Raw genomic sequence first — 19,018 nt, 5'->3', positions numbered from 1 at the left:
CCAGCCGGCTGCTCAGGAGCGGACGGGCAGGGTCGTGGGGCGCCAGCTCTCGCGGCGTCCCTCGTATTCTGCGATGAGCGCTTCGTCGCGCAGGGTCAGTGCGATGTCGTCCAGACCCTCGAGGAGCCTCCACCTGGTGTATTCGTCGATGTCGAACGGGACCGTGAGGTCCCCGATGGAGACGCTCTTGGCAACCAGATCGACGGTAGCCGCTATTCCCGGCGCCGCCTCGATGGCGCCCCACAGTTTCTCCAGATCGTCCTCGGCGACGACCCCGGTCACGAGCCCCTGCTTGCCGGAGTTGCCGCGGAAGATATCCGCGAAGCGGGGGCTGAGGACGACGCGGAAGCCGAAGTCGCGCAGCGCCCAGACCGCGTGCTCCCGACTTGAGCCGGTGCCGAAGTCCGGACCCGCGACGAGGACGGACGCGCCCTGGTAGTGCGGCTGGTTGAGCACGAACTCCGGGTCCTGCCGCCACCCGTGGAAGAGGGCGTCCTCGAAGCCGGTCTTGGTGACGCGCTTGAGGAACTGCGCGGGGATGATCTGGTCGGTGTCGACGTTGCTGCGCTTGAGCGGGGCCGCGACGCCGCTGTGGACGGTGAACTTCTCCATCAGGCCGTCACCTCCTCGCCGGCGCGGGACCGCAGGAGGTCGCCCTGCTGGAGGTCCGACGGACTGGACAGCGTGCCGCGGATGGCCGTGGCGGCCGCGACGAGCGGCGACACGAGGTGCGTGCGACCGCCCTTGCCCTGCCGTCCCTCGAAGTTGCGGTTGCTCGTGGAGGCGCACCGCTCCCCCGGCGCCAGCTGGTCGGGGTTCATCCCGAGGCACATGGAGCAGCCGGCGAAGCGCCACTCGGCGCCGAACTCCTCGAAGACCTTGTGCAGGCCCTCCGCCTCGGCCTCGATCCGGACGCGCGCGGAGCCGGGAACGACCATGACCCGGACGTTCGGGGCCTTCTGGCGGCCGCGGATGACGGACGCGAACGCGCGCAGGTCCTCGATGCGGCTGTTGGTGCAGGAGCCCATGAAGACCGCGTCGACGGGGATGTCCTTCATCGAGGTCCCGGCCCGGAGGTCCATGTACTCGAGCGCCCGCTCGGCGGCGGCCCGCTCGTTGGGGTCGGCGATCGTGCTGGGGTCGGGCACGGACTCGGACAGGGAGACGCCCTGGCCGGGGTTCGTGCCCCAGGTGACGAACGGCTCGAGCTCGTTCGCGTCGAGGAACACCTCGGCGTCGAACACGGCGTCGTCGTCGGTCGCGAGCGTCCGCCAGTACTCGACGGCGGCGTCCCAGTCCGCACCCTGCGGCGCGTGCGGGCGGCCCTTGAGGTAGGCGAACGTCGTCTCGTCGGGCGCCACCATTCCGGCGCGGGCGCCCGCCTCGATCGACATGTTGCAGATCGTCATCCGGCCCTCCATCGAGAGCGAGCGGATGGCGCTGCCGCGGTACTCGAGCACGTAGCCCTGACCGCCGCCGGTGCCGATCTTCGCGATGACCGCCAGGATGATGTCCTTCGCGGTGACGCCCGGCCGCAGCTCACCCTCGACGGTGATCGCCATCGTCTTGAACGGCTTCAGCGGCAGCGTCTGAGTGGCGAGCACGTGCTCGACCTCGCTCGTGCCGATACCGAACGCCATCGCGCCGAAGGCGCCGTGGGTGGAGGTGTGCGAGTCGCCGCAGACGACCGTGATCCCGGGCATCGTGAGACCCAGCTGGGGACCGACGACGTGGACGATGCCCTGCTCGAGGTCGCCCAGCGAGTGCAGCCGGATGCCGAACTCCTCGGCATTGCGCCTCAGGGTCTCGATCTGGGTGCGGCTCGTGAGGTCCGCGATCGGCCTGCCGATGTTCAGCGTCGGCGTGTTGTGGTCCTCGGTCGCGATCGTCAGGTCGGGACGGCGCACCGGGCGGCCCGCCATCCGCAGCCCGTCGAAGGCCTGCGGGCTCGTGACCTCGTGGACCAGGTGGAGGTCGATGTAGAGGAGGTCGGGAGCGCCGTCCTCGCCCTTCTTCACCAGGTGCGCGTCCCACACCTTCTCGGCGAGGGTCCGGCCGCGGAGAGCTGAGTCGTTCTCGGTCATGGTCGTGCTGCTTCTTCCTACGTCTGTGGTGTCAGCCCAGGACGGACTCCGCGACGAGGGAGGCTGGAGACGTCAGACCTCGTCGCGGCGGCTAAGAAGGAGCCGGGACGTGAGCACCACGAAAGGATAGCACCGGCCCGGCGGCCTGTCCCGGGCCGGTGTCACGGCCCGTCAGCGGTCCCGGCGCTCCTCGTAGCGGTCGAGGTGCGCCTCGGCGTCGCTCGTGTCGGGCGCCCCGACGACCTCGGCCGGCTCCGGCTCGACCGGGTTGCGCTTCATCGCCACGAGGCTCGCGATGGTCGCCACGAGCATCGCCGCGACGATCACGCCGAGAGAGGTCCAGGTGCCGATCTCCGGCGCCCACTCGACGTGCTCGCCGCCGTTGATGAAGGGCAGCTCGTTCTCGTGGAGGGCGTGCAGGAACAGCTTCACGCCGATGAAGGCGAGGATGAACGCGATGCCGTACTTGAGGTAGACGAGGCGCTCGACCAGGTCGCCGAGCAGGAAGTACAGCTGCCGCAGGCCCATGAGCGCGAACACGTTCGCGGTGAAGACGATGAACGGGCTCTGCGTGATGCCGAAGATCGCGGGGATCGAGTCGAGCGCGAACAGGATGTCCGTCGTGCCGAGAGCGATGAACACGATGAGGATCGGCGTGAAGTGCTTCTTGCCGTCCACCACCGTGCGGATCTTGTTGCCGTCGAACTTGTCGGTGATGTCGATGTGCCGCCGGAGGAAGCCGATGAGCTTGCTCTCGTTCTCCTCGGTGTGGTCCTTGCCGAACGCCTGCGTCCAGGCCGTGTAGACGAGGAACGCGCCGAAGATGTAGAAGATCCAGCTGAAGTTCTCGATGAGCGCGGCGCCCAGGATGATGAAGATGCCGCGGAAGATCAGGGCGAGGATGATGCCGACCATCAGGACTTCCTGCTGGTACTTCCTCGGCACCTTGAACTGGGCCATGATCACGACGAACACGAACAGGTTGTCGATCGACAGGCTGTACTCCGTCAGCCAGCCGGCGATGAACTGCCCGCCGTGCTCGGCATCCCCCAGCACGAACATGAGCCCCGCGAAGATCAGCGCGAGCAGCACGTAGAACCCGACCCACAGGCTCGACTCGCGCACCGACGGCACGTGCGGCCGCTTGTAGGCCAGGATCAGGTCGGCGGTGAGGATGAGCAGGAGGACGGCGTACGAGCCGAACTCGAACCAGACGGGGAGCTGGAGGTCCAAGAGGGTCCTTCGGTTTTCGGGGACGACGGAGAACCGAAAGTCTCTCCCGCGCCGATGCGCCGCGGCCGCCGGGGTCACGTCCTCGGAACCCGTCCTGACGAACGGCCGCGCATGGGGATACTCCCTCTCGCGCCGTCCACTCTAACCGAGGCCCTTCCGTCTGCGGCCCACGCGGAGCGCCGGCGGGAGAGACGGGGGCGCGGCGCCGGTCTCCCCGTCGAGATGCCACCTGGTGCTCCCATCCGGGCGATTTGCGCGCACCAGGTGGCATCTCGGCAGGATTGGGGAACGCCGGATCGCGGAGAGCCAGGTCGTGGAAAGCACTGAAGCCCGGCTCTCCGAGTGGAGAGCCGGGCTTCGATGTGACCCCAGCGGGATTTGAACCCGCGTTACCGCCGTGAGAGGGCGACGTCCTAGGCCGCTAAACGATGGGGCCGTGCGGCGCTGAGCGCCTCATCGAGTATAGGCGAAGCATCCGGCGACGCCAAAACGGCCGGTCAGGGCGCAAGTATCCGCAGCGCGCGGGGCACCACCTCGACGTCGAGCGGCAGCACCCCCAGGCGCTCCCCGTCGCCGTATGCGGGGAGCGGCACGTCCGCGTCGATGCGGACGGAGCGGGCGCGCTCGAGCCGCACCATGGGCAGCTCCGTATGCCGTCCGCGGAACACCTTCGGGAACAGGGCGAGGAACCGCAGCCGGCCGACCGGGGTGACGAGCAGGAGGTCGAGCTCCCCGTCATCCAGCCGGGCGCCGGGCACGATCTGCATCCCTCCGCCGATCCAGCCGTTGTTGGCGACGCTGACGAGCGCGAAATCCGCGCTCCGGGGCGCGCCGTCCACCACGAGGCGGTAGCGGACGGGGCGCAGCGCGGCGAGCTCGCGCACCAGCGCGACCGTGTACCGGCTCGCGCCCCGCGGGCGGCGCATGGCGTTGGCGCGTTCGGTCACGAGGGCGTCGAACCCCGCGGACACCGCCCCGACCACCCACACCGGCGGGGAGCCGCCCGCCGCCGCCCGCAGGGCGTCGATCCGGCGCGGCGGCCGGTCGAGGGCGTCGAGGAGGATGCGCACCGCGGCGCCCGGGTCGCGCAGCGGGATGCCCAGGCCGCGCGCCACATCGTTTCCGGTCCCCGCGGGGACGATGCCGAGCGGCACGTCCGTCTGTGCGACGAGCTGGGCGCCGGCGTGCACCATCCCGTCGCCGCCGACCACGACCACGGCATCCGGGCGGGACCGGTGCAGCTCGGCGGATGCCGCGGCCGCCAGCTCCTGCATCGACCGGCGCTCGAGGACGGTCGCCTCGTGCCCCTCCCGGCGCAGCAGCTCCCCCACCCGGTCCGCGGTGCCGAGTTCGCGGCCGAAGGAAGCTGCCGGGTTCCCGGCGATCAGGAGGCGGCGTTCCGGCACGGGCTCATCATGGCGGAGCACCGTTCCACAACCCGGATCGCGGCATTTGCACGCCCCGGCGCGCCGGGTGTTGGCTCATGCCATGAAGGTCACGAAGCTCGAGCACGCCGCCCTCATCCTCGAGACCGCGGGCAGGACGCTGATCATCGACCCCGGCTCGCTCACCACCCCGATCACGGAGCCGGGCAGCGCCGTCGGCATCGTGATCACGCACGAGCACCCGGACCACTGGACGCCCGAGCAGCTCAACCGGATCTTCAGCAAGAACCCCGGCATCCCGATCTTCGCCCCGCAGGGGGTTGCCGACGCCGCGCAGGGATTCGAGGTCACCGTCGTGACCGACGGAAGCACCGCGGAGGTCGGTCCCTTCAGCCTGCAGTTCTTCGGGACCACGCACGCGACCGTCCACCCGACGGTGCCCGCTCCGGACAACGTCGGCGTGCTCGTGAACGGGTCCTTCTTCTATCCCGGTGACGCCTTCACGGTGCCGCCCGTGCAGGTGCAGACCCTCGCGGTGCCGTGCGCGGCGCCCTGGATGAAGGTGGCCGAGGCCATGGACTACATCACCGCCGTGGCGCCCAGGCACGTGTTCCCCGTCCACGACATGGTGCTGTCGGTCGCGGGCAAGGGACTGCACAACGCGCGCCTGGAGGCCGCGACCGTCGCCGTGGGCGGCCAGTACACGGTCCTCGAGCCCAGCCAGTCGCTCGACATCTGACGCTACGCCGGAGGGAACATCGCGGCCACGTAGGGCGTCGCGGGAGCGCCGCGCAGGGACTCGGCGCTTCCCCGCTGCACGGCCCGGCCGCTCTCCAGGATCACGATCTCGTCCGCGAGCCGGACGGCGTCGGCGGCGTCGTGCGTCACGAGCACGGTGCAGCCGGGATGCTGGCGGAGCCGGTCGCGCAGGTCACGGCGGATCTCCTCGCGCACCTCGACGTCGAGGGCTGCGAGCGGCTCGTCCAGCAGCAGCAGGTGCGGCTGCGGGGCGAGGGCCCGCGCGAGGGCGGCACGCTGAGCCTGCCCGCCGGAGATCGCGCGGGGTCGGGCGTCGGCGAGCGCGGCGATGCCGAAACGGTCGAGCCACTCGCCGGCCTGCCGCGCCGCCTCCCGGCGGGGCACGCCGCCGGCCCGCAGCCCGAAGGCCGCGTTCTGCGCGACCGTGAGGTGCGGGAAGAGGAGCGGATCCTGGAACACCCAGCCGACGGAGCGCCGAGCGAGGTCGACGTGCACGCCCGTTCCGGCGTCGTCGAGCACCCGGCCGTCGAGGACGACGCGGCCCTCGGAGCCGAGCGGCACCGCCCCCGCGAGCGCCGCCAGGGCCGTGGTCTTGCCGGCCCCGTTCGGTCCCAGCAGCGCGAGCACGCCTCCGGCGGGCACGCGCAGGTGCAGATCGAGGCGGAAGGAGTCCCGCTCGACGACGAGCCGCGCGTCGAGGCCGGTCATGAGCCGACCCGGAGCCACTTGTCGCGCAGGCTCACCAGCACGACGACCGAGACGACCAGCAGCAGGAGGGCGAGCACGATCGCCGACTCCGGGGACGCCTGCAGCCCGAGGTAGGCCGCGATCGGGAGCGTCCGGGTCACACCGGGAAAGCTTCCCGCGAACGTGATCGTCGCGCCGAACTCGCCGAGCGCCCGGGTGAAGCACAGGACCGCCCCCGACAGCAGCCCGGGCGCGACGAGGGGCAGGGTCACCCGGCGGAACGCGTGCCAGCGCGACGCCCCGAGACTCGCGGCCACCACCGCGTACCGCGGGTCCGCGCCGCGAAGGGCGCCCTCCACCGCGAGGACGAGGAACGGCATCGACACGAACGTCTGGGCGATCACGACAGCGGGCGTCGTGAAGGGGACGGTGACTCCCGTGAGCGCCGCGAGCGGTGCGCCGATGACGCCCTGCCGGCCGAGCAGCAGGAGGAGCGCGATGCCCGCCACGACGGGCGGCAGGACGAGCGGGACGGTGACGGCGGCCCGGAGGAGCCGGCGCACCGGGGCCGCCCATCCGTCGCTCCCCGCGAGGACCGCCGCGAGGGGGACGCCCAGCAGGAGGGAGGCGCCCGTCGCCGCCAGTGCGGTGCCGAGGGAGAGAGTCAGGGCCTCCAGGGACTCCCCCGCGGTGAGGAGCGCGGCCGCGTCCCGCCAGGGAACGCGGATCAGCAGGGCGACAAGGGGCAGCACGAGGAGGAGCACCGCGATCCCGGCGAGGGGCCACAGCGCCGCGGGAAGGCGGGCCGCCTCACGGCGCGGCAAAGCCCGCCTCCTCGAGGAGGGCGCCGCTGTCGTCGATGACCCAGCGCACGAAGGCCTCGGCGGATTCCGGCGTCGCTGCATCCGCCACGACCGCGATCGGATAGGCCGTCACCGCGGCCTCCGCCTCCGGGAAGGGGATCCCCTCCACCTCGTCGCCGGCGGCGAGCACGTCCGTCCGGTACACGAGGCCGGCGTCGACCTCGCCGAGCCGCACCTTCGTGAGCACCGCCTTGACGTCCTGCTCGAGCGTGTCGGCAGCGGCGGCCACCCCGAGCGCGTCGAACACCTCCGCGGCCGCCGCGCCGCAGGGCACCCCCGCGTCGCACAGCGCGACGGTCAGCTCCGGTCGCGCCAGATCCGCGAGGCCGGTGACGCCGGCGGGGTTGCCGGGCGGCACGGCGATCTCGAGGCGGTTCCGGGCGAAGACCACCGGCGGCGCGGCGAGCAGGCCCGCGTCGGCGACGATCGCCATCGTGTCCTCGCTTGCCGCGGCGAACACGTCCGCGGGCGCCCCCTCCACCAGCTGGGCGGACAGGCCGGAGCTGCCGCCGAAGTTCAGCTCCACCTCGACGCCCGGGTGCGCATCCTCGAACTCGCCCGCGATCCGGCCGAACACGTCGGTGAGGGAGGCCGCCGCGAACACCCGGACGGATGTGGTCGTCTCCGGCTCCGAGGCGGGGGCCGCCGCGCACCCGCCGAGGAGGACCGCCGCTCCGAGGACGGCGGGGAGGAGCCCGCGTCTCATCGTCGGTCGGCTCGGCCCGGCTCCGCCTCGAGGACCACCATGGTCGCCTTCATGCTCGCCGCCGCGATCCTCCCCGGCTCGAGCCCGAGCTCCTCGGCGGCCTCGCGCGTCATCAGGGAGACGATCCGGAAGGGACCGGCCTGCAGCTCGACCTGCGCCATCACGCCGTCCTTCTCCACTCGCGTGACGATCCCCGGGATGCGGTTCCGTGCCGAGCTCCCCGTGCGCGGCCGGGCCGCGGCGAGGGGCGACTCCTCCGCGATCTCCCGGGCGAGGGCGGCGAGCTCCGCTCCGTCCACCGTCAGGCGGCGGCCCTCGGCACGGAGCTCGATGCGCCCCGCATCGGCCCAGCGGCGGAGGGTGTCGTCGCTCACCCCGAGGAGAGCGGCCGCCTCACTGACACGAACGCGTGGAACGCTCACCGGTCTCCTTCCGCCGCAGGCGCGCTGTGCGCTCCAGCGTAGAGCCGCAGATGCGGTCCGGATTCCGGTGACAGAATTCCGGCATGCCCGCTGCGCCCGACCCTGCCCGCTTCGCGCGCCAGCTGGTGCTGCCGGGCCTCGGGCTCGACGGGCAGGGACGCATCGCCGCGGCCCGCGTGCTCGTGCTGGGCGCCGGCGGCCTCGGCAGCGCGGTGCTGCCCGTCCTCGCGAGCGGGGGCGTGGGAACCCTGGGGATCGTCGACGACGACGTCGTCGAGCTCAGCAACCTCCATCGTCAGACCCTGCACACGGCCGCGGACGTCGGCCGCCGGAAGGTCGACTCGACCGCCGAGCGGCTGACCCCGCTCGCGACCGGGACGCTCCGGCTCCACGCCGTCCGGTTCACGAAGGAGAACGCCCGCGACATCGCCGCGGACTACGACCTCGTCGTCGACGGCAGCGACAACTTCGAGACGCGCTACCTCGCGAACGACACGGCCGTCGCCGCAGGGATCCCGCTGGTCTGGGGCGCGGTGTCGCAGTTCGGCGGTCACGTCGGCGCGGTGATCCCGGGCGCGGGCCCCGACTACCGCGACCTCTTCCCCGTCCAGCCGGATCCGTCGTCCGTCCTCTCGTGCGCCGAGGGCGGCGTGCTGCCCTCGGTCTGCGGCGTCATCGGCAGCCTCATGGCGACCGAGGTGCTGAAGATCCTGACGGGACTCGGGCGGCCGCTGTCCGGCCGGGTGACCAGCTACGACGGGCTCAGCGGTCGCTTCCGCGAGGTCGAGTTCCGCGCCGACACGGACGCGGCCGAGCGGGATGCCGTCGAGGCGGTCGCCGGCGACGCCGCTCCCGCGTCCGTCGCCACCTCTGCTCCCGCCGCAGTCCCCGCATCCGCTCCCGCTCCCCCATCCGCTTCCGCTTCCACTTCCGCTTCCGCTTCCGCTTCCGAGGAGGAACCCGTGACCGCCCAGCCCGACGCCGGACAGCCCGACGAGATCACCGCTCGCGAGCTCGACGACCTCCTCACCGACGGCGCCCCTGTGCAGCTCGTCGACGTCCGCGAGCCCTGGGAGGCGGAGATCGCGTCCCTGCCCGGGTCGAAGCTGCTCCCCCTCGGCACGCTCGCCGACCGTGTGGACGAGCTCGACCCCGCGACGACCGTCGTCGTGTACTGCCACCACGGGGCCCGGTCCGACCGTGCGCGGAATCTGCTCCGGTCGGCCGGGCTCCCCGTCTCCCACCTCCAGGGCGGGATCGACGCGTGGAGCCGGACGGTCGACCCCTCGCTGCCGCGCTACTGAGGTGACCCGCCGCACCGTCGAGGAGCATGCCGCGGCCGTCGCGGCCCTGCTCGCGCCCGTCCTCGCTCCGCGGGCGGAGACGGTGTCCCTCGCCGGCGCTCTGGGCCGGCTCACGGCGGAGCCCGTCCGCTCCCCGGTGGACCTGCCGCTCTTCCGCAACTCGCAGATGGACGGGTACGCGGTGCGCGCCGCCGACCTGGTCGACCTGCCCCGGACGCTCCCGGTGGCCGGGGTGGTTCCCGCGGGCGCGCCGGTGCCCGCGGAGCTGCCGGCCGGGACGGCGCTGCGGATCATGACGGGAGCTCCGGTGCCGCCCGGCGCGGACGCGATCGTCCCGGTCGAGGACACGGCCCCCGACGGCCACGGCGTCCGGATCCTGGCGGGGCGGCGGGCCGGCGAGTACGTGCGGGAGCCGGGCAGCGATGTCCGAAGAGGAGACGTGCTGGTCCCGTCCGGCACGCGTCTCGCCGCGCGGCACCTGGCCGCGCTCGCGGCGTCCGGCCTCGCCGAGGTGCCGGTTCGCCGATCGCCGCGCGTCGCGATCCTGACCACCGGGGACGAGGTCGTTCCTCCAGGATCCCAGCCCGCGCCCGGTCAGCTGTTCGACGCCAACGGCATCGCTCTCGACGCCGCGGCCCGCGAAGCGGGCGCGATCCCGGTGCTGCGCGGGCACGCGTCCGACGATCCCGCACAGTTCGCGACCCTGCTCGCGGAGGCGACCGAGCGCGCGGACCTCGTCCTCACGTCGGGCGGGATCTCGCAGGGCGACTACGAGGTCGTGCGGCAGGCGCTCGAGCCCCGCGGTGCGTGGGTGGGCGCGGTCGCGATGCAGCCGGGCGGGCCGCAGGCGACCGGCGTCGTCGACGGCGTCCCCGTCCTGTGCTTCCCCGGCAACCCCGTCAGCACCCAAATCTCCTTCACCGTGTTCCTGCGACCGCTGCTCCGGGCGGCCGCCGGACTGCCCCCGATGCCCGCGAGGACGGCGCGACTCGCCGAGGACGTGCGCGGGGTGCTTGGAAAGCGGCAGTTCCGGCGCGGCCGGGTGGGCGAGAATGGCCGGGTGGAGCTCGTCGCCGGTCCCGGCTCGCATCTCGTCGCGTCGATGGCGGCCGCGGACGTCCTCGTCGAGGTGACGGGCGATCTCCCGGCCGGCGCGGAGGTGGCGGTGATCCCCCTGTGAGCGACCTGACGCATCTGGACGCGGACGGGCGCGCCCGCATGGTCGACGTCGGCGGGAAGGCGGAGACCCGGAGGACGGCGACCGCCGAGGGCCGCCTGGAGACGACGCCGGAGGTGATCGGGCTCGTTCGCGCCGAGGGGCTGCCGAAGGCGGATGTCCTCCCGACGGCCCGGATCGCGGCGATCCAGGCCGCGAAGCGAACGTCCGAGCTGATCCCGCTGTGCCATCCGCTCCCCCTCACCTCCGTGACGGTCGACTTCGAGCTGGAGGAGTCCGCGATCCGGGTGACGGTCACGGCCGGCACGACGGGACGCACGGGGGTCGAGATGGAGGCTCTCACCGGCGTGGCGGGAGCGTGCCTGACCCTGCACGACATGGTGAAGGCGGTCGACCCGGAGGCGACGACCACGGGCATCCGCTTGCTGGCCAAGTCGGGCGGCAAGCGGGGCGACTGGCGAAGGGGCGAGGATCGGGCGCCGGCCGGTGCTGCCGAGGCGGTCGCCGTGCGGCCGAGCGACGATGAGGCGCCGACCGCAGCCGCGGAGCCGCGTCCCTTCCGGCGGACCGCGGGAGCGGCGCTCGTCGCGTCCACTCGGGCAGCCGCGGGCGTGCGCGAGGACAGCACCGGACCCATGCTGGTCGCGTTCCTCGAGGAGCTGGGACTGACTCCCGACCCCGTCGAGGTGGTCGCGGATCGCGACGTTCCCGATGCGCTCTCCCGGATCGTATCGACGGCCCCCGCGGTCGTCCTGACGACCGGCGGCACCGGGTCGAGCCCCACCGACGGCACCCCCGAGGCGACCCGCGCCCTGCTCGACCGCGAGCTCCCGGGAGTCGCGGACGCCATCCGGGCGAGGGGCCTCGCGGCCACGCCCACCGCCGCGCTGAGCCGTGGGCTCGCGGGGACGTCGGGTCGCACGGTGATCGTGAACCTGCCCGGCTCCCCCGGCGGAGTCCGGGACGGCATCGAGGTGCTCCGCGACCTCCTGCCGCACCTCCTGGACCAGATCTCGGGCGGCGACCATCCGCCGTCGACCGGCGGGGAGTTCGTGCCGCCGGAGGTCGCCGAGCGCCGCGCCGCGGACGAGACGGCGGAGACCGGCTTCGAGGGCCACTCGTGACCGTCGCCCTCGCCCGGATCTCGGCGGAGCCCATCGAGGCGGACGAGGTGGAGCACGCCGTGCTCACCGCGGCCGACGGCGCCCTCGTGACGTTTCGCGGCGTGGTGCGGAACGCGGACGAGGGACGCGGGGTGACGGCTCTCGACTACTCGGCGCATCCGGACGCGGAGCGCTTCCTCCGGGAGAGCTGCGCGCGCATCGCGGAGGAGACGGGGCTCACGGTCGCGGCCCTGCACCGGGTCGGCGCGCTGCGGATCGGCGACGTCGCCCTGGTGGCGGCGGTCGCGGCACCGCACCGCGCGGAGGCGTTCGCGGCGTGCGCCCGCCTCGTCGACGACATCAAGGCGACGGTGCCGATCTGGAAGCGCCAGCACTACACGGAGGGCGTCTCCGACTGGGTGGGCCTGTAGCGGCGGCGTAGCGGCGCCGGTCGGCGCGGGTGATGCAGGTCGCCGGTCCCGTGCCGACCGCGGCCGGTACCGCCGAGCGCGTCCCGCACCGCCGACTGCGCCCCAGGACACCGAGGGCGCCCCGTGGACAGTGCGCACTCGGTGCTTCGGGCCGCGCTCGACGAGGCCGAATGCGCCCCGGCGGAGCAGTCCCGCGTGCGCGGGAACCTTCGCCGCTCAGCCGCCGGCGAAGGGCGGGAGGACGTCGACCTGACGCCCGAGGGGACGCGCCCGGTCGCGGACGACGACGCCGTCGACGAGGAACGACCCGTTGCGCAGCACCCGCGTCATGCCGGAGCCGTAGCGGGCGACGAGGTCGTCCTGCAGTGCGCCGACCGTCGCCGAATCGACGGCGAACGTCTCCTCCTCGCGCCCGGCCACCTCCGCGGCCGCCGCGAAGTACCGCACCAGGACCTCAGCCACCGATCGCCCCCATGCTCCGCACCGGACGGACGAAGGACTCGTCATCGATCCCGTGTCCGGCCTTCTTCCCCCACATCGCCAGGCGCCAGCGATCCGCGATCTCCTCGTCGCTCGATCCGTCCCGCAGCAGGCCGCGCAGGTCCGTCTCGTCGTCGCCGAACAGGCAGGAGCGGACGCCGCCCTCTGCGGTGATCCGGGTGCGGTCGCAGTCGCCGCAGAAGGACCGGGTCACCGAGGCGATGATGCCGACCGTGGCGGGACCGCCGTCCACCAGCCACTCCTCAGCAGGAGCGGACGGGTCCTCACGTCCGATCGGCTCCAGCAGGAAGCGGCGGCCGAGGACGGACAGCAGCTCGGCAGCGTCCACCATCGAAGCGCGCTGCCATGCCTCGTCGGCGTCGAGCGGCATCTGCTCGATGAAGCGGAGCCGAGCGCCCGTCCGGATCGCCCAGGCGAGGAGGTCCGGGGCGTCCTCGAGGGTCTCGCGCATGAGCACGGCGTTGATCTTCAGCGGCGCGAGGCCGGCGGCGTGCGCCGCGGCGATGCCGGCGAGCACCGCGGGGAGGCGGTCGCGGCGGGTGAGCGAACGGAAGTGCTCCCGGTCGAGCGTGTCCAGGGAGACGTTGACGCGGTCGAGGCCGGCGGCCGCGAGCGGAGCGGCCTTGCGGTCGAGCCCGATGCCGTTGCTGGTCAGGGACAGCCGGATGCCGGGCGCGGCCAGCGCGCTGAGTCGCACGATCTCGACGATGTCGGCGCGGACCAGGGGCTCGCCGCCGGTGAAGCGGACCTCCTGGACCCCGAGGAGCGTCCCGGCGATGCCGACGAGCCGCGCGACCTCCCTGGTCGAGAGGACCTGGTCGCGCGGGATGGCCGGCAAGCCCTCCGCCGGCATGCAGTAGGTGCAGCGGAGGGAGCACTTCTCGGTGAGCGAGATCCGCAGGTCGCGGGCGACGCGCCCGTAGCGGTCGACGAGCTCGGGCACGTCCGGGCGGCCCTCCCCGGACGGCAGGACGCTGCGCAGGCGAGGAACCCCGAGGGCGACAGCGGTCACCCGAACACCTTAAGCCCCGCTCCCGGGAGGGCCCGTCCGGTGTCCGCCCAGGGGCGTCCGCCCAGGGGGGCCGGCGCGTCCTCGCGCTCAACAGGCAGGACGGGGCTTCAACAGCAACTTCCGCGGCGTGTCTTCCTGTTGGAGGGCAGAGCTGCCTGTTGAGCGCAAGCCACCGGCGGCGGGTGGAAGCCGTACGTCGTCCGCGACGGCTACGCGACGTTGCAGAGGGCGCCCGTCCGGGCCCCCGTACCGCGCTACCGTGGACGGGTCAGCGACGAGAGAGGCGACATGGGCATCTTCTCCCCCGGCTTCACCGGGCGGCGCCGCGAGCACGTGCCGGACCTGCCTCCTGGCCAGTACCTCGAGCGCGGCTTCCCCGTGCTCACTACCGGTCCGACCCCGCACATCGACAGGCGGGACTGGCAGCTGACGCTCACGACCGAGACCGGCGAGCGGCGCAGCTGGAACTGGCAGCAGATGCTCGACCTCGGACCGGAGGAGATCAGCACCGACATCCACTGCGTCACCGCCTGGTCGAAGCTCGGGACCACCTGGCGCGGGGTCCCGCTCGATCGCTTCCTCGACGGAGTCGAGACCCATGCTCAGTACGTGATGGCCGGATGCTACGGCGGGTACACGACGAACATTCCGCTGCAGGAGAGCCTCGGGCGCGCCTGGGTCGCCTTCGAGTACGACGGCCGCGACCTCGAGCCGGAGCACGGGGGGCCGGCCCGGCTGCTCGTCCCGCACCTCTACTTCTGGAAGAGCGCGAAGTGGGTCAACAGCCTCCGGCTCATGCGCGAGGACTCCCCCGGCTTCTGGGAGCAGAACGGGTACAGCATGCACGGTGACCCCTGGCGCGAGGAGCGCTACTGGTGACGGCCCCTTGGGTTCCCGCGACCCTCGTCGACGCCCGCATGGAGACGCCCTGGTCCCGGACCCTCGTCCTCGACGCGCCCGAGGCGCGGCCGTCGCTCGCCGGCCAGAGCATCGATGTCCGCCTCACCGCGGAGGACGGCTACACGGCCCAGCGCTCCTACTCGCTCGCCTCCCCCGCCGGCACCCGTCCCATCGAGATCACCGTGGACAAGATCGCCGACGGCGAGGTGTCGCCGTACCTCGTGGATCAACTCGGGGTCGGCCACATGATCGAGGTGCGTGGCCCGGGCGGGCGCTTCTTCACCTGGACCCCGGACCTCCCCGATCCGGTGCTGCTCGTGGCCGGAGGCTCGGGAGTCGTCCCCCTCATGGCGATGATCCGGACCCGCGAAGCCGCCGGCGGAACTGCGCCGATGCAGCTCCTGTACTCGGTGCGCACACCCGAGGGCCTGTTCTACCGCGACGAGCTCGACGAGCTGGCGGCCCGCGGCCGCATCGACGTCCGCTACGTCTTCACCCGCACGGTGCCGGCGGGCTGGCCCCACCAGGCCGGCCGGATCACCCGGGAGCTGCTGGCGGACTTCGCAATGCTGCCCGAGCACGACCCGCTCGTGTACGTGTGCGGACCGACCGGCTTCGTGGAGGCGGCGGCCACGCACCTGGTGCGCCTCGGCCACAACCCGCTCCGCATCAAGACGGAGCGCTTCGGCCCCACCGGCTGACCGCAGCCCCGACGCGCGCGGCACGAGGCGCCACCGGTGCGCCGGATACTCCTGGTGGCCGGCGCCCCCGGCGCGCCCTGCGGGCACCGCTCGCCCCTTCGGGCGCCGTCCGGCATGGCAGGGGTCAGATTTCGGCCCTTCCGCCAGCCGTCCGGCCCCTCGAGATGCCACCTGGTGCTGTCATTCCGCCGATTCGAGAGCACCAGGCGGCATCTCGGCGGAGCTCCGGGACCGATGGAGCGCCGGGACCGGGTCGACCGCGTCTCGTCCGAGGTGCACCATGGGGGGCCCGAGCGCGGACGCGAAGGCCGCATCCACCGTGCGCGGCGGTGAGGCGTGCGCGGACGCCCCTGCACTCGCACTGCGCGATCCAGGTCAAGGCGTGCGAGACCCACCTCTCGAAGTGCCACTTGGTGCCGTCATTTCGGCCGAATGGGAGCACCAAGTGGCATCTCGGCGGGGGTCGCGGAGCCTGCTCGGCGGGCAACGCACCCCGAACTGGGGCCTGTGCAGGGCTTTTGCCCGGCGGGATAGTACGGGGGATGCATCCTGTCCCTCGATGGGGATCGCGAGGACGGGAACGGCCGGCGTGCCGCTGGGGAGCGGCGCCGTCGCACGCGGCGGATCGGTGCCGGCCGGACGCGCATCGTGGGGGACGCGATGAACCGCGGAGTGCACGCTTCAGCGCTCACAGGGGGTGTCGCGACGGCCGTCGCCGCCGGCATCCTGGCCGCCAACCTGCTGTGGCCGTCCACGCCGACGCCCGGCGCGGCTGCGGACGTCACGACATTCACCACGCCGCAGACGGTCACGTCCTCGACGGCGGTCGCCGCGCCGATCGTTCGCGACTCGTACACCGTCACGGCCGCCCCGGCGCCCGCGACCTCCTCGACCGCGACCCTCACGACCACGGCCACCGCTCCTGCCTCCTCCGCCTCCCCCTCTGTGACCGCCGCCCCTGCGCCTGACGGACTCGCCTGCACCGCCGGCGAGGAGGCGATCGCGAGCGGCGACGGGTGGACGTGCGGCCCTGCCGACCTCGCCGATCCCACCGTCGTCGCGGCACCCGAACCGACACAGCCGAGCTCCACCCCCGGCACCGGCACGACGCCCGCACCGACCCCCGCCCCCGTGGACACCCGTCCGCACGGCGCAGGAGTGCCTACGGGTCTCTCGCTACGCACCGTCTACGGCGACCAGATCATCACCACCCCGGGCACCGTGCTGGACGGACTTGACATCCACGGACGCGTCGTCGTCAAGGCGCCGAACGTGACGATCAAGAACTCGATCATCCGAGGCCTCGACACGGGCAGCAAGTGGGGACTCATCGACGCCCTCGCGGGCCACCCCGGCCTCGTCGTCCAGGACACGGAGATCGTCGCCACCGTCCCGAACTACTACGTCAACGGGATCATGGGCTTCAACTTCGAGCTGCGCCGGGTGAACATCCACGGCGTCGTCGACCAGGTCCACCTGACCGGCGGGAACGTCGTCGTCGACCGCTCCTGGCTGCACGGCAACCTGCACTTCGAGGACGATCCGGGGCACCCGGACGGGACCCACGACGACAACATCCAGATCCAGAAGGGGATGAACATCGTGGTCACGAACAACGTTCTCGCGGGATCCCACACCGCGAGCATCATCATCACGCAGGGGCAGGGTGACGTCGGCGACGTCCGCATCCAGGGCAACAAGTTCGACAACGGCGGATGCAGCATCAACATCTCGGAGGGGAAGTACGGACCGCTCTCGGGCGTGTCCATCCTGGACAACCTCTTCGGGCGGACCACGCAGTTCCGGAACTGCGCCATGGTCGTGTTCTCGCCGGGCACGAAGCTGAACCTCTCCGGCAACGCCTACACCGACGGGATCGTGCCGACGCCCATCTACCGCTGAGGCTCAACGGCCGCTCCGCCGAGCACCAGGGAGGCTGCCCCGCCGACTCATCGGAGGCGGGCAGGGGACATTCCCGCCCGACGGCGGCGGGAGCGAGCGGCGTAGGGTGCCGCCATGACGATCGGCAGGGTGCAGCTGTTCTCGATCCCCGTGTCCGACCAGGACCGGGCCCGCGACTTCTACGTGGAGAAGCTCGGCTTCGAGCTTCTTCAGGACAACCCGATGGGGCCGGAGCAGCGCTGGGTGATGGTGGGACCGGGTGGGGCGGAGACCGCGATCACGCTCGTGACCTGGTTTCCGTCGATGCCGCCCGGGTCGCTGCAGGGAGTCGTGTTCGAGACGGAGGACCTCGAGGAGGACGTGGCGGCGCTGCGGGCGCGCGGCGTGGACATTCCCGGCGACGTCGAGACGGTGCCGTGGGGGGCGATTCGTCACCTTCACGGATCCCGACGGCAACGGGCTCATCCTGCAGGAGAACAGCCGGCGCTAGCCGCAGCGCGTCGCTCCGCATGCCGCACGCCACGCACGGGGCGCCAGCGGCAGCGGACGGCACGGACGGTCCCGCACGGGACATTCACCGCGTCCGCGCCTGGGGCCCGCGCTCGGCACTAGATCGGCACCATGCTCCTGACGGACCAACCGGCTCACCGGACGACTCGGGGCCCGGTACCCGATCCTCTCCTGCGCCTTCGGGGCTGATCATCGCCAGGAGAGGCACCGTGGACGAGGACGGACCAAAGCAGCGGACCTCCGATGTCGCGCGTCTCCTGCGGTGGAGGACGCGGGCGGCACCTGGCGGGTCGCGCACCTGACCCCAACCCAGGCATCGGTCGCGCTCTGCCGGTGCGACGGGGGCGAGGAGGTCGAGCGCCTCACCTCGTCGGAGCCCGGGTCCCCGAGTTCCTGACCGGGCGCACCGCTGGGAGGAGCCCCCTGAGCGCCCATAGCGCCAGCAGACCGGCCAGCGCCGGTCGAGATCAGCCGAGAACACCCGCCCCGGCCGCCGAGCGATCACGCCGCCCGCGACCGGGGACCGACGAGCAGCCCCTTCGCCACCGGGTGCCGGACACCGCGAGCTCGCTCGACCGGGCGTCCCCACATCTCCGACAGCTGCTCGGCCAGGCCGGGGGCGAGGGAGCCCCCGCCGACCAGGTGCACGGGTGCACCGGCGAGGGCCGCGCGCACGGTGCCCGGCAGCGTGCCGAGGACCAGCTCCGGGGCGTCGACCCACTGCTGCAGAGTCGACTCCGGGGTGAGCTCGTAGTCGCGCATCCCGAGCGGCACGGCCGCGGCGCTCTCCAGCCGGTCGTCCTGGATGACGGCGAGCTCCACCAGCCCGGCGCCGACGTCGCACACGAGCACCGGCTTCCGCGTGTCGATGCCCGCACCCCTGGCCGCGGCGAGCGGCGACGGCACGGTGGCCGGAGCCGCTCCGGTCACCGAGAACACCACACCGGCGAGCAGCGCGAGGTCGTACCGGGTCGCGCCGATCGGCACGGCGAGCCGCACGGGCGTGCCCGGCGCCACCTCGGCCCGGGCCAGCAGGTCGGTGAGCAGGTGGACGCAGTCGGCGGGATCCGCCACGATCCCGTGACGGACGGGACGGCACGTCTCCCCCTGCCGCGTCACGGCCGGCCGCAGGGCACGCCGGCCCGTCGCCAGCACTCGCCCGCTGCGCGCGTGCGCGACGACGGTGGGCTCATCGAGCAGCAGTCCTCGCGCAGGGTTGTAGACGACGGTCCAGGCGCTGCCGAGGTCGATGGCGCCGACCTCGCCCGAGGGAGGAACGCCGGGACCGCCGAGGCCGGGCCGCACGGGGGTTGCCACGGGAACTCCTTCGTCCGGAAG

The 19,018-nt window shown here is 72.8% G+C and carries 20 protein-coding genes and 1 tRNA gene; 9 read left to right on the top strand and 12 right to left on the bottom strand.

The features are described 5' to 3' along the window. Positions 1-12: 12 nt before the first annotated feature. The 5 genes from leuD to J3P30_RS09475 form a co-directional block, all read right to left on the bottom strand. Positions 13-612: a 3-isopropylmalate dehydratase small subunit gene (leuD, locus tag J3P30_RS09495; RefSeq protein ID WP_210480799.1), complete on the bottom strand. Its 600-nt coding sequence runs from the start codon at positions 610-612 to the stop codon at positions 13-15. Next, entirely contained in the window at positions 612-2,084 is a 1,473-nt protein-coding gene (gene leuC / locus J3P30_RS09490) for a 3-isopropylmalate dehydratase large subunit (protein WP_210480798.1), read from the bottom strand. The genes leuD and leuC overlap by 1 nt, the downstream gene beginning before the upstream one ends. 171 nt (positions 2,085-2,255) lie before the next feature. After that, positions 2,256-3,317 carry a TerC family protein gene (locus J3P30_RS09485; protein WP_210480797.1) on the bottom strand — a complete coding sequence of 354 codons (1,062 nt, stop codon included), beginning with the start codon at positions 3,315-3,317 and terminating at the stop codon, positions 2,256-2,258. A gap of 363 nt (positions 3,318-3,680) precedes the next feature. Continuing rightward, positions 3,681-3,753: transfer RNA gene (locus tag J3P30_RS09480), tRNA-Glu, on the bottom strand. Between the two features lie 61 nt (positions 3,754-3,814). Beyond that, entirely contained in the window at positions 3,815-4,723 is a 909-nt protein-coding gene (locus J3P30_RS09475; RefSeq protein WP_210480796.1) for a diacylglycerol kinase family protein, read from the bottom strand. An 82-nt stretch (positions 4,724-4,805) separates the two neighbouring features. Between J3P30_RS09475 and J3P30_RS09470 the strand changes: the two genes are divergently transcribed. After that, the gene (locus J3P30_RS09470; protein ID WP_210480795.1) at positions 4,806-5,441 is read left to right on the top strand and encodes an MBL fold metallo-hydrolase; all 636 of its coding nucleotides are present in this window, start codon (positions 4,806-4,808) and stop codon (positions 5,439-5,441) included. Positions 5,442-5,443: 2 nt separating this feature from the next. On the opposite strand, the gene J3P30_RS09465 is transcribed toward J3P30_RS09470, so the two are convergent. The 4 genes from J3P30_RS09465 to J3P30_RS09450 are packed head-to-tail and all read right to left on the bottom strand — an operon-like array spanning position 5,444 to position 8,139. Next, positions 5,444-6,169, bottom strand: coding sequence for an ATP-binding cassette domain-containing protein (locus J3P30_RS09465; protein ID WP_210480794.1), 726 nt, complete (start codon positions 6,167-6,169; stop codon positions 5,444-5,446). Further along, a complete protein-coding gene (gene modB, locus J3P30_RS09460; protein WP_246852749.1) occupies positions 6,166-6,972 on the bottom strand; it encodes a molybdate ABC transporter permease subunit in 807 nt (268 codons plus the stop codon). Before modB ends, J3P30_RS09465 begins: the two co-directional genes overlap by 4 nt. Next, complete coding sequence (gene modA / locus J3P30_RS09455) at positions 6,959-7,717, bottom strand: molybdate ABC transporter substrate-binding protein (RefSeq protein ID WP_210480792.1); 759 nt, start codon at positions 7,715-7,717, stop codon at positions 6,959-6,961. The genes modB and modA overlap by 14 nt, the downstream gene beginning before the upstream one ends. Next, positions 7,714-8,139, bottom strand: a complete 426-nt coding sequence (locus tag J3P30_RS09450) for a TOBE domain-containing protein (RefSeq protein WP_307807454.1) — start codon at positions 8,137-8,139, stop codon at positions 7,714-7,716. Before J3P30_RS09450 ends, modA begins: the two co-directional genes overlap by 4 nt. A gap of 83 nt (positions 8,140-8,222) precedes the next feature. Between J3P30_RS09450 and J3P30_RS09445 the strand changes: the two genes are divergently transcribed. From J3P30_RS09445 to J3P30_RS09430, 4 genes are read left to right on the top strand one after another with little or no spacing between them, the layout of a single operon-like run. Next, entirely contained in the window at positions 8,223-9,443 is a 1,221-nt protein-coding gene (locus tag J3P30_RS09445) for a ThiF family adenylyltransferase (protein ID WP_210480791.1), read from the top strand. 1 nt (position 9,444) lies between these two features. Next, positions 9,445-10,623: a gephyrin-like molybdotransferase Glp gene (gene glp, locus J3P30_RS09440; protein WP_210480790.1), complete on the top strand. Its 1,179-nt coding sequence runs from the start codon at positions 9,445-9,447 to the stop codon at positions 10,621-10,623. Beyond that, complete coding sequence (gene moaCB, locus J3P30_RS09435; protein WP_210480789.1) at positions 10,620-11,744, top strand: bifunctional molybdenum cofactor biosynthesis protein MoaC/MoaB; 1,125 nt, start codon at positions 10,620-10,622, stop codon at positions 11,742-11,744. The genes glp and moaCB overlap by 4 nt, the downstream gene beginning before the upstream one ends. After that, the gene (locus tag J3P30_RS09430) at positions 11,741-12,154 is read left to right on the top strand and encodes a molybdenum cofactor biosynthesis protein MoaE (RefSeq protein ID WP_210480788.1); all 414 of its coding nucleotides are present in this window, start codon (positions 11,741-11,743) and stop codon (positions 12,152-12,154) included. The genes moaCB and J3P30_RS09430 overlap by 4 nt, the downstream gene beginning before the upstream one ends. 216 nt (positions 12,155-12,370) lie before the next feature. Here the strand turns inward: J3P30_RS09430 and J3P30_RS09425 are convergent, their stop codons facing one another. Continuing rightward, entirely contained in the window at positions 12,371-12,616 is a 246-nt protein-coding gene (locus J3P30_RS09425; RefSeq protein ID WP_210480787.1) for a MoaD/ThiS family protein, read from the bottom strand. Beyond that, on the bottom strand, positions 12,609-13,667 hold the full coding sequence (moaA, locus tag J3P30_RS09420) for a GTP 3',8-cyclase MoaA (protein ID WP_210480786.1): 1,059 nt from the start codon (positions 13,665-13,667) through the stop codon (positions 12,609-12,611). The genes J3P30_RS09425 and moaA overlap by 8 nt, the downstream gene beginning before the upstream one ends. 288 nt (positions 13,668-13,955) lie before the next feature. Here moaA and J3P30_RS09415 point away from each other — a divergent pair, with 288 nt between their 5' ends. The 4 genes from J3P30_RS09415 to J3P30_RS09400 all read left to right on the top strand — a co-directional run bounded on the left by J3P30_RS09415 (position 13,956) and on the right by J3P30_RS09400 (position 17,782). Next, on the top strand, positions 13,956-14,546 hold the full coding sequence (locus J3P30_RS09415; protein WP_210480785.1) for a molybdopterin-dependent oxidoreductase: 591 nt from the start codon (positions 13,956-13,958) through the stop codon (positions 14,544-14,546). After that, a complete protein-coding gene (locus tag J3P30_RS09410; RefSeq protein WP_307807453.1) occupies positions 14,543-15,268 on the top strand; it encodes a ferredoxin reductase in 726 nt (241 codons plus the stop codon). Before J3P30_RS09415 ends, J3P30_RS09410 begins: the two co-directional genes overlap by 4 nt. Positions 15,269-15,928: 660 nt before the next feature. Then, a complete protein-coding gene (locus J3P30_RS09405) occupies positions 15,929-17,170 on the top strand; it encodes a hypothetical protein (protein WP_210480784.1) in 1,242 nt (413 codons plus the stop codon). 114 nt (positions 17,171-17,284) lie between these two features. After that, entirely contained in the window at positions 17,285-17,782 is a 498-nt protein-coding gene (locus J3P30_RS09400; RefSeq protein WP_246852747.1) for a VOC family protein, read from the top strand. Between the two features lie 399 nt (positions 17,783-18,181). Here the strand turns inward: J3P30_RS09400 and J3P30_RS09395 are convergent, their stop codons facing one another. Continuing rightward, complete coding sequence (locus J3P30_RS09395) at positions 18,182-18,997, bottom strand: rod shape-determining protein (protein ID WP_210480783.1); 816 nt, start codon at positions 18,995-18,997, stop codon at positions 18,182-18,184. Positions 18,998-19,018 lie beyond the last annotated feature (21 nt).

The organism is Naasia sp. SYSU D00948, assembly GCF_017916515.1.
In the GTDB taxonomy this organism is placed as follows: Bacteria; Actinomycetota; Actinomycetes; order Actinomycetales; family Microbacteriaceae; genus Naasia.
Note: the sequence above shows the minus strand (reverse complement) of the source record. Positions and strands in the feature narration are given on the sequence as shown.